This is a genomic window from Kitasatospora sp. NPDC006697, from assembly GCF_042869935.1.
Lineage (GTDB): Bacteria > Actinomycetota > Actinomycetes > Streptomycetales > Streptomycetaceae > Kitasatospora.
Genome location: NZ_JBIAGU010000043.1, coordinates 64,847 through 74,166 on the forward strand (window position 1 = coordinate 64,847; position 9,320 = coordinate 74,166).

Consider the following 9,320-nt stretch of genomic DNA (forward strand, 5'->3'; position numbering starts at 1 on the left):
GGGGACCGGGTGGGCGGCTCAGCCCTTGATCGCTCCGGTGAGGACACCGGCGCGCAGGTGCTTCTGGACGAACGGGTAGACGACGACCAGCGGCACCAGGGTGAGCACCACCACGGCCATCTGCAGCGAGAGCGGGGCGGTCTGCGCGTGGGTGCTGCCGAATCCGGAGTTGACCGAACCGGGCAGTCCGTTGCCCCGGTTGACGTAGGTGAGCAACACGTACTGCAGTGGCCACTTCTGACTGTCCGTCGGCATGTAGAGCATGACGTTGAAGAAGGAGTTCCAGTACCCGACGGCGTAGAACAGCGCGGTGACCGCGGTGACCGCGCGCGAGGTGGGCAGGACGACGGACCAGAGGATCCGCCACTCCCCGGCGCCGTCCATGCGGGCCGCGTCGATGAGTTCGGAGGAGGTGTCCTGGTAGAAGGCGCGCAGCACCAGGATGTTGAAGACGGAGACCGCGCTGGGCAGGATCAGCGCCCACCACTGGTCGTACCCGCCGAGGTCGGTGACCACCAGGAAGGTCGGGATCAGGCCGCCGCCGACGAACATCGTGACGACCAGGAGGAGCAGGACGAAGCGGTGCCCGAACGAGCGCGGCCGGGAGAGGCCGTAGGCGCACAGGATGGAGACGGCCATGGAGATGGCGGTGCCGACCACGGTGATGCCCAGGCTCACCGTCAGCGCGGTGACGACCGTCGGGTCGCCGAGCATCTGGCGGTAGGACTCGGTGGTCAGGCCGTCCGGCCAGACCACCAGTCCGCCGGCCCGGTTGATGGCGCCCGGTGTGGAGAAGCTGGTCACCACGATGATCCACAGGGGGACCAGGATGACCGCGAGCGTCCCGCCGAGCGTCAGCCCCTTGGCGGCCTGGCCGACGGCGGTCGGCGGCTCCTCCCAGGGCGGTCGTGCGGAGCGGGCCCGCCGGCGGGCCGCGGCCGTGCGGCGCTGCTCGTCGCGCCGCGACGCGAGGGTGAGTGTGTTGGTCATCTGCGATACAGCCCGTCCTCGCCGAAGGCGTGCGCCAGCCGGTTGGCGCCCCAGACGAGCAGCAGCGAGACCACGCTCTTGAAGAGCCCGGCCGCCGCGCCGTAGCTGTAGCCGCCGGTGGCGATGCCGTAGTAGAAGGAGAAGGTGTCCAGGACGTCGGCGGCGTCGTGGCCGACGGCGTCACGCTGGATCAGGAACTGCTCGAAGCCGACGGACAGCGCGTTGCCGAGGCGCAGGACCAGCATGAGGACGATGACTCCGCGCAGGCCCGGCAGGGTGATGTGCCACATCCGGCGGAACCGGCCGGCTCCGTCCGCGGCCGCGGCCTCGTACAGTTCGTTGTTGATCGCGCTCAGCGCGGCGAGGAAGACGATGATCCCCCAGCCGGCCTCCTTCCAGATCGCCTGTGAGGTGACCAGCAGCGCGAAGGTGTGCGGGTCGGTCATGATGTTCCAGGTCCCCATGTCGTGCTGGCGGAGGAACTGGTTGACCACGCCGGCGCCGCCCAGCATCTGCTGGAAGATCGTGATCGCCAGCACCCACGAGAAGAAGTGCGGCAGGTAGACCACGGACTGGAAGAAGTTGCGGATCCGTTCGCTCACCACGGAGTTGAGCAGCAGGGCCAGGGCGATCGGAATCGGGAAGAAGAGCACCAGCTGGACGAAGCTCAGGTACACCGTGTTCTTCATCGCGGCCCAGAACGCCGGGTCGCTGAACAACTGCCGGAACTGGTCGAAGCCGACCCACTCGCTGTGCCGCACTCCGACCAGCGGGTCGTACTCCTGGAAGGCGGTGACGATGCCGAACAGCGGGAGGTAGTTGAACACCAGCAGCAGGGCGACCGCCGGTACCGTCATCAGCAGCAGCGACTTGTCGCGCCGCAGCCTGATCCGCCAGTTGAGCCGCGCCGGGCCGGCCGGGCGCCTGGGGGTCGCGGTGCTCACTGGCCGGTGCCGTACTTGTCGAGGACGTTCTCGGTCATCCACTGCTTGAGCCGCGCGCCGGGGCCGTTGCGCCAGCTGGCGATGGCGTCCTGCACGTCGGAGACCTTCTTCTTGCCGTGGTAGCAGTCCTTGATGGTGTCGTTGACGCTCTGCGCGGCCGCGGCCGCGGAGATCGCCTGCGGCATGGTGAAGTTCATGCCCCAGAAGGGCGGCTTGGTGAGGTACTTGACGTTGGCGGCCTGCCAGGCCGCGTAGTCCTTGGTGACGATGTCCCCGCCCGGGTTGCTGATCACGGAGTACGGGGCGGCGAGGAAGGGATAGGCCGTCGCCTGGACGTCCTTCTTGCCCTCGTCCGTGAAGGTCGGCACGCCGTTCACGCGGCTGTGGTGGACGCCCTCGACGCCGAAGTTGACCAGGGTGTACTCGGCCGTGCCGTAGGGCGCGGCGAGGTAGTTCGCCACGGCGAGCAGTTCCTCGATCTGGGCCGGCTTCAGGTTGGCGTTGAGGTAGCTGATCATGCTGGCGGCGGTGCCCATCCACAGCACGGGCGTGCCCTTGCCGTCGCCGGTGATGGTGTTGAAGGCGCCGCGCCGGTAGTTCTTGTCCGCGGCGACGCCGGACTGGTAGTCGCTCAGGTTCCAGGCGCCGCCTCCGCCGTACGCGATGAGGCTCTTCCCGCTGTAGAAGCGGGTGCTCCCGTTGGCGACGTCGCCGGCGAGCGCGTCCGGGTGCATGTAGCCGGAGGTGGCCAGGCGGTAGTGCCAGTCGAGGGCCTCCAGGAACTCCTGGGTGTCGTACGGGTGGACCAGCTTGCCGTTGTCGACCTTCCAGTTCTGCGGAGCGCCCCAGATCGTGGAGAAGGCGAGCCAGACGTCGTCGAAGGCCCAGACGCCGCGCTTGGCGTCGGTCAGCTCCTTGCCGAGGTTCATCAGGTCGTCGGCGGATCGCACCTGGTCGGCGGTGATGCCACGGCTTTCGAGGACGTCCCGCCGGTAGAAGGCGGCACCGCTGATGCAGAAACTGGTGGAGAAGCAGGGGATGCCGTACAGCTTGTCGCCCCAGACCCCCATCTGCCAGGCGCCGGAAGGGATGGCGGCCAGGTGGGGGTACTTCTTGATGTTGTCGCCCGACAGGTACGAGGTCAGATCCGCGAGCTGGGTGCCGGCCAGCTCGCCGGTGTTGAAGTTCGGGTTCCACCAGGCCGGCAGGTTGATCCAGTCCGGCAGCTTCTTCGCGGCGGTCATCGTCGGGATGATGGTGTCGTAGTGGGTGCCGTCGACCGGCTTCATGGTGAGGTCGACACCCAGGGCCTTGTTCATCGCCTGGTAGAACGAGTTGCCGGCCGGCGGGACGGTGCCCCACAGCGGCGTGACGGCCGAGTAGCTGCCGCCCTTGCCCGGGACGCCGGAGACGGTGACGGGCGGGGAGGCCGGGTAGGAGAGGAAGGCGGGATCGGTCGCGGCGTCGACCCCGCCCTGCACGGGGGCTATGTCCGGCTTGACCGCGTTGTCGTTCGGCAGATAGCTCGGCAGTGCCGCCTTCAGGCCCTGACTGGTGTTGGCACCGGACTTCTTGGTCGAGCCGGTGCCGCAGGCCGACAGCAGCGGTGCCATCGCGGCGGCCCCCGCGACCGTGGCGGCAGTGCTCAGGAAACTCCTGCGGTTCAAGCCGGATCTCATGGTGTGGACCCTCTCCGTCGGCGTTGTCGAACCGGTTCTACGTTTCGGCGAGACTAACGACGCGTTACCGATTGAGCAAGAGCCTGAACAAATACGAATTCCCCTACAGCACGGGTAGTTGACAGGCAAAGCCAGCACGTGTCAGCTTCGAACCGCTTCGATGACGGCCATCGCGCCCTGCCTGCCCGAGGGGTTCTCCGTTGACTTCCCGTTCCGTACCCGCAGTCGAGCTGCATCCGTTCCGTGATCCCGGTCTGCCGCTGCACAAGCGCGTCGACGACCTGCTCGGGCGGCTCACGCCCGAGGAGCGGCTCGCGATGCTGCACCAGTACGCGCCGGCTGTCCCGCGCCTGGGTGTCGCGTCGTTCCGGACCGGCAGCGAGGCGCTGCACGGTGTCTCCTGGCTCGGGGAGGCGACCGTCTTCCCCCAGGCCGTCGGTCTCGGCGCGAGCTGGGACGAGGCGCTGCTGCGCCGGGTCGCCGAGGCGGTCTCGGTCGAGCTGCGCGCCTTCCACCACCACCGCCCGGCGGTCGTCGCGCCCGACCGGGCCGCCAACAGCCTGCAGGCCTGGGCGCCGGTGCTGAACCTGCTGCGCGACCCGCGCTGGGGGCGCAACGAGGAGGGCTACTCCGAGGACCCGGTGCACACCGCCCGGATCGGCGAGGCCTACTGCCGCGGCCTGGCCGGCGACCACCCGGACTACCTGCGCACCGCCCCGGTGCTCAAGCACTTCCTGGCCTACAACAACGAGGACGACCGCTGCACCACCTCCTCCGGGCTGCGCCCGCGGGTGCTGCACGAGTACGACCTGGCGGCCTTCCGCCCCGTGGTCGAGTCGGGCGCCGCGACCGGCGCGATGGCCGCCTACAACCTGGTCAACGGCCGCCCCTGCCACGTCAGTCCGCTGATCGAGGAGGAGCTGCGCCGCTGGGCCCGGCCGACCGGGCACGAGCTCTTCGTGGTCAGCGACGCCGAGGCGCCGTCCAACCTGGTGGACCCGGAGCACTACTACGAGGACCACGCCGAGGGCCACGCCGCCGCGCTCAAGGCCGGGATCGACAGCTTCACCGACCACGGCGAGGACAGCGAGACGGTCCTCGGCCGGCTGCGCGAGGCCCTGGAGCGCGGCCTGCTCAGCCAGGAGGACATCGACCTCGCGGTCCGCCGCCAGCTCGAAGTACGCTTCCGCCTCGGTGAGTTCGACCCCGAGCTCGACCCGTACGCGGGCATCGGCCCGGAGGTGATCTGCTCTCCCGAGCACCGCGAGCTGGCCCGCGAGGCCGCCGTGGAGTCGACCGTCCTGCTGAAGAACGACGGCATGCTGCCGCTGGATGCGGCCCGCACCCCGCGGATCGCCGTGATCGGCCCGCTCGCCGACACCCTCTTCGAGGACTGGTACAGCGGCACCCTGCCCCGCTCGGTCACCGTCGCCGATGGCCTGGCCGCGGCGCTCGGCGCCCACGGCGGCGAGGTCGTCCGGGTGGAGGGCAGCGACAGGATCGCGCTCCGCTCGCGCAGCACCGGCGAACCGCTCGGGGGCACCGAGTTCGACGTGACCGACTGGGGTCGCGACAGGCTGACCCTGCGCGATGCCGAAACCGGCCGCTACCTCTGCCTCCAGGAGGACGGCACGCTGGCCGCGGGCGGCAAGGTGATCAAGAGCTGGTTCGTTCAGGAGACCTTCCACCTGGAGGCCGCCCAGGACGACACCGTCCTGCTGCGCTCCGTCTTCACCGGCTGCTACGCCGCCGTGGATCCGGCAGACGGCCGGATCACCGTCACCGCCCGGGACGCGGCGGACGCCGAGCGCTGGCGGCGCGAACTGCTGCGCGACGGCGCGGCCGAGGCCCGGGCCGCCGCCGAGAACGCGGACGCCGCGGTCGTGGTGCTCGGCAACCACCCGCTGATCAACGGCCGGGAGACCGAGGACCGGGTCGACCTCGCCCTGCCCGCTGGACAGGAGGCCCTGCTGCGCACGGTCGCCGCCGTCCGCCCGCAGACCGCGCTGGTCGTGATGAGCAGCTACCCGTACGCCGTCGACTGGGCCGAAGCCCGGCTGCCCGCCGTGCTGTGGACCTCCCACGCCGGCCAGGAGACCGGCCACGCGCTGGCCGCCGTGCTGCTCGGCGACGCCGAGCCCGCAGGCCGCCTCGCGCAGACCTGGTACCGCGGCGACGACCCGCTGCCGCACCCACTCGACTACGACATCATCAAGGCCGGCTGGACCTACCAGTACCACCGGGCCACGCCGCTCTACCCGTTCGGCCACGGCCTCTCCTACACCGAGTTCGCCCACCGCGACCTGCGGCTGTCCGAGGCGTCGCTCGGGCGGGACGGCGCTCTGGACGCCACGGTGACCGTGGCCAACACCGGACAGCGGACCGGGAGCGAGGTGGTCCAGCTGTACGTCCGCGCCCTGGACGCCCGCTACCAGGCGCCCAGGCTGCGCCTCGCCGACTTCGCCAAGGTCCGCCTTGAGCCGGGCGAGAGCCGGGAGCTGACCTTCCACGTGCCGGCCCGGCGGTTCGCCCACTGGGACGTGGCCACCGGGGCGTTCACGGTCGACCCCGGCAGGTACGAGATCGTCATCGCCCGCTCGGCCGAGCACGAGCTTCTCAGCGCGCCGCTCACCGTCACCGGACCCGCGCCGGAGCCCCGCCGCCTGGTGGAACGCCGAACCCTGGCAGTCGACTTCGACGATCACACGGGCAGCACCCTGGTCGACGCCACCCGCACCCACGGCGATGCCGTCACCCCCGCCGACCCCGCGCAGCCGGCCGAGCTGTTCTTCCGCCAGGTCGACCTGGCGGGCGCCGTCCGGGTCGAGGCGGAGACGGCCCGCGAGGGCGTCGGCTCCGGTGAGGCGCGGCTGGAGTTCCGGGCCGGCGACCAGCTGCTGGCGCAGATCGAGGTCCCGGTCACCGGGGGACCGTACAGCTGGACCACGGTCTCGGCCGAACTGCCCACCCCGCTCGCAGGCGAGCACGACCTGCGACTGACCCTGCACGGTGCGGTGCGCCTGGCCGCTTTCCGCTTCGGCACTGCCGGAACCACCGACTGACCAACACCCGGTGCACCACGGCGGCCCGCCCATCGGAGGAGCGGGTCGCCAGCCGCACCCGGCCGGCGAGTTCGAAGAGCTCGCTGCCGGGCGTATCCGCCCAGACCCCCGCACCCGCCGCCTGGAGGCGGCCCACATGCCACTTCTCACGCCCCACCAGATCACCTCGTCAGCGCGCCACCCGGAGGAGTCCGCGATGCCGCCCACCGACTTCGGACTCAATGAACTCATCGGCCACCGGCCGGACTTGAGAGCCCCCGAGGGCTTCGACGCGTTCTGGCAGCGCACCCTCGACGAGGCCCGCTCGCACGGCGGGCCGGTCAAGGCCGAACGGGTCACCGACCAGTACGGGCTGCGCACCGTGGAGGTGGACGACGTGCGCTTCCCCGGCTGGAACGGCGAGCCGGTGGCCGCCTGGCTGCTGCGCCCGCGCGGCGCGACCGGTCCGCTGCCGGTCGTCGTCATGTACATCGGCTACACCGGCGGTCGCGGCCTGCCCACCGAGCACCTGTTCTGGCCATCGGCCGGCTACGCCCATCTCGTGGTGGACAGCCGGGGCCAGGGCCACGACACCCCCGATCGGGGTGAAGGCGACGGCACCCAGTGGGCCGAGGGGTTCATGACCCGCGGCATCGACTCCCCGGAGAGCCACTACTACCGGCGGCTGATGACCGACTGCGTGCGCGCCGTGGACGCCGTCGCAGAGCTGCCCGGCCTCGACGCCCACCGGGTCGTCGCGACCGGCGGCAGCCAAGGCGGCGGCCTGGCCCTCGCCGTCGCCGGGCTCACCGGCGAGGGTGTGGCCGCGGTGATGCCGGACCTTCCGTTCCTGTGCGACTACCGCCAAGGCGCGCAGCTGTCCACGGACGGGCCGTACCAGGAGCTGGTCGAGTACCTGCGCTGGCACAGCCGCCACAAGCTGGAGCAGACCTTCGCCACGCTCGACTACTTCGACGGCGTCTACTTCGCCCAGCGGGCCACCGCACCGGCGCTGTTCAGCGTCGGCGGGATGGACCCGGTCTGCCCGCCCCGGACGGTGTACGCCGCCTTCAACCACTACGCGGGCGAGGACCGCACCATGACCGTGTGGCCGTTCGCCGACCACGCCGGCGGCTGCGGCTCCACCCCGCCCACCCAGCTGGCCTGGCTGGCCGAGCGAGGGCTGGTGCCGCAGCCGTGACCGTCGCGCACCAGCAGCCGCGGGCCCGCCGACGGGGGCCGGCCCGGTGACCGATCCGACGTTCCCCGTGTTGCCCGCCGGGTTCCGCTTCGGCGCCGCCACCGCCGCGTACCAGATCGAGGGCGCCCACGACCGGGACGGGCGCGGCCCGTCCATCTGGGACACCTTCAGCCACACCCCCGGGCGCACCCTCGGCGGTGCCACCGGTGACACCGCCTGCGACCACTACCACCGCTACCGGGAGGACGTGGCGCTGCTGCGCGGGCTCGGCGTGGACAGCTACCGGTGCTCGCTCTCCTGGAGCAGGCTGCTGCCCCAGGGCACCGGGCCGGTCAACCGCGAGGGCCTGGCCTTCTACGACCGGCTGCTCGACGAGCTGCTGGCCGCCGGGATCTCACCCGCCGTCACCCTGTACCACTGGGACCTGCCGCAGGCGCTGGAGGACCGGGGCGGCTGGCGGTTCCGGGCGACCGCCGAGGCGTTCGCCGGGTACGCGGCGCTGGCCGCCGCCCGTTTCGGTGACCGGGTGGAGCGCTGGATCACCCTCAACGAGCCGTTCTGCTCCGCGTTCGTCGGCTACGCCGAGGGGCGGCACGCGCCCGGGGCCCGGGAGGGCCGGGGTGCGCTGGCCGCCGCCCACCACCTGCTGGTCGGGCACGGCCTGGCGGTGCGCGAGCTGCGGGCCGCCGGGGCGCGGGAGGTCGGTATCACCCTCAACCTCGACCAGATCGACGCCGCCTCGCGGCTGCCCGAGGACCTTTCCGCCGTGCGCCGCGCCGAGGTGCTGCACAACGAGGTCTGGACCGAGCCGCTGCTGGCCGGCCGCTACCCGGTGCTGGAGGCGCAGACCTGGTCCGGCCTGGCCGACGGGCCCTGGCGGCGGCCCGGCGACCTGGAACTGATCGGCGCGCCGCTGGACTTCCTCGGCGTCAACTTCTACCGCCCGATCACCGTCGCCGCCGCACCCCACAAGGAGCCCGACCCGCGGCGCCGGACCGCGATGGACATCGGGGTCACCGAGCTCGATCCGTACGGCACCCGGCACACCACCATGGGTTGGCCGGTCGTCCCGGCCGCGTTCGCCGAGTTGCTGTGCGGGCTCGCCGCCCGCTACCCGGACCTGCCGCCGGTGTGGATCACCGAGAACGGCTCCGCCGAGGCCGACACCGTCAGCCCCGACGGTGCCGTCCACGACCCCGATCGGATCGACTACCTGGCCGGCCACTTGGCCGCCGTCGCCGAGGCCATCGCGGCCGGGGTCGACGTGCGCGGCTACTACGTCTGGTCGCTGCTCGACAACTTCGAGTGGGCCCGCGGCTACGAGCAGCGCTTCGGCCTGGTGCACGTCGACTATGACACCCTGACCCGCGCGCCCAAGGACAGTTATCACTGGTACCGGGGCCTGATCACCGCGCACCGTGCGCGGACGGAGGAAGCCGCCCGATGAAGTTCACCGACGGCTACT

At 71.4% G+C, this 9,320-nt stretch carries 6 protein-coding genes; 3 read left to right on the plus strand and 3 right to left on the minus strand.

Annotated elements, in window-relative coordinates:
• Nucleotides 1-18: 18 nt before the first annotated feature.
• From ACFYNO_RS37920 to ACFYNO_RS37930, 3 genes are read right to left on the minus strand one after another with little or no spacing between them, the layout of a single operon-like run.
• Entirely contained in the window at nt 19-990 is a 972-nt protein-coding gene (locus tag ACFYNO_RS37920) for a carbohydrate ABC transporter permease (protein ID WP_388022468.1), read from the minus strand.
• A complete protein-coding gene (locus ACFYNO_RS37925) occupies nt 987-1,934 on the minus strand; it encodes an ABC transporter permease (RefSeq protein ID WP_388022470.1) in 948 nt (315 codons plus the stop codon). The genes ACFYNO_RS37920 and ACFYNO_RS37925 overlap by 4 nt, the downstream gene beginning before the upstream one ends.
• The gene (locus ACFYNO_RS37930; RefSeq protein WP_388022472.1) at nt 1,931-3,601 is read right to left on the minus strand and encodes an ABC transporter substrate-binding protein; all 1,671 of its coding nucleotides are present in this window, start codon (nt 3,599-3,601) and stop codon (nt 1,931-1,933) included. The genes ACFYNO_RS37925 and ACFYNO_RS37930 overlap by 4 nt, the downstream gene beginning before the upstream one ends.
• A 212-nt stretch (nt 3,602-3,813) precedes the next feature.
• Here ACFYNO_RS37930 and ACFYNO_RS37935 point away from each other — a divergent pair, with 212 nt between their 5' ends.
• The 3 genes from ACFYNO_RS37935 to ACFYNO_RS37945 all read left to right on the plus strand — a co-directional run bounded on the left by ACFYNO_RS37935 (nt 3,814) and on the right by ACFYNO_RS37945 (nt 9,302).
• Complete coding sequence (locus ACFYNO_RS37935; RefSeq protein ID WP_388022475.1) at nt 3,814-6,675, plus strand: glycoside hydrolase family 3 C-terminal domain-containing protein; 2,862 nt, start codon at nt 3,814-3,816, stop codon at nt 6,673-6,675.
• Nucleotides 6,676-6,871: 196 nt separating this feature from the next.
• The gene (locus tag ACFYNO_RS37940) at nt 6,872-7,855 is read left to right on the plus strand and encodes an acetylxylan esterase (protein ID WP_388022483.1); all 984 of its coding nucleotides are present in this window, start codon (nt 6,872-6,874) and stop codon (nt 7,853-7,855) included.
• A 46-nt stretch (nt 7,856-7,901) separates the two neighbouring features.
• A complete protein-coding gene (locus ACFYNO_RS37945) occupies nt 7,902-9,302 on the plus strand; it encodes a GH1 family beta-glucosidase (protein ID WP_388022476.1) in 1,401 nt (466 codons plus the stop codon).
• The last annotated feature ends 18 nt before the right edge of the window (nt 9,303-9,320 follow it).

Coding starts and splice junctions, on each gene's coding strand:
- ACFYNO_RS37940 (WP_388022483.1), top strand. CDS start 6,872: ATGCCGCCCACCGACTTCGGACTCAATGAACTCATCGGCCACCGGCCG.
- ACFYNO_RS37920 (WP_388022468.1), bottom strand. CDS start 990: ATGACCAACACACTCACCCTCGCGTCGCGGCGCGACGAGCAGCGCCGC.